This window comes from Lysobacter sp. TAF61 (genome assembly GCF_052113485.1).
Classification (GTDB): Bacteria; Pseudomonadota; Gammaproteobacteria; order Xanthomonadales; family Xanthomonadaceae; genus Lysobacter_J.
The window spans coordinates 1-738 of record NZ_JBFRDH010000030.1; the positions used below are offsets into that span (position 1 = coordinate 1).

The 738-nt window shown below is 56.2% G+C and carries 1 protein-coding gene; it reads right to left on the minus strand.

Translation table 11 applies throughout. The features are described 5' to 3' along the window. Positions 1-177: 177 nt before the first annotated feature. The gene (locus AB4Y64_RS17700; protein WP_441817761.1) at positions 178-705 is read right to left on the minus strand and encodes a hypothetical protein; all 528 of its coding nucleotides are present in this window, start codon (positions 703-705) and stop codon (positions 178-180) included. Positions 706-738 lie beyond the last annotated feature (33 nt).

Here is a 738-nt window from a genome sequence, read left to right on the forward strand (position 1 = left end):
AGGATCCAGACTAATCCAAGTGCTAACGCCAATTACAAGAGCAGTCGCCAGACCGATGATCAGGTTCTTGCGCTGAGCCGCCGTGAAGTTGGCCATGCTGTCTAACGCCTGAGTTAAGCCGCACCGCGGAGCGGTGTCGGCTTGAATGAATTGTTAGGGGGCTGCCCAACTGCCCGCCTATTGTTCGGCAATGAATGCGGCATGGACTTGCTGATCATCACGTACTAAAACGTAGCCAGTAGGGCCGCTGAGGGGCGGCCATGCGAACCTGTAGATCTTGTCGCCGGGGCGGTACATGGCCTTGATCTCCTGCCACTGCTCTTTGTTCCGCAAGCCGAAGGCATCAGCCGACTGAATCAACTTTGCTCGAAGCTCAGAATCGATAGCTGCATTTCTGCCATCACCATCAATGACATGGTCCAACGACTCGATCTTTTCCAACCAAGCGGCTTGCTCAGCTTCGGCTGCCTTCTCCGCCTCCGCTATTGTGAGGGATTCTTTCCAATACTCACGCGGCACGCCAATAGCCTGCGCGTGGGCTACGGAAGCGAGGAAGAACAGAAGGACTGAAATGACTCGCACTAGCCCCCCTAACGCCTGAGTTAAGCCGACATCAATCGCGTAGCGATTGGTGTTCGGCTTGAATGACCTGTTAGGCCTAGCGCCGCAACCGGAGCCAAGAACTGCGGCCGGCTGCTCTTCCATGACCTAACCCCCGGGCGGGAATGTATCAGCTCG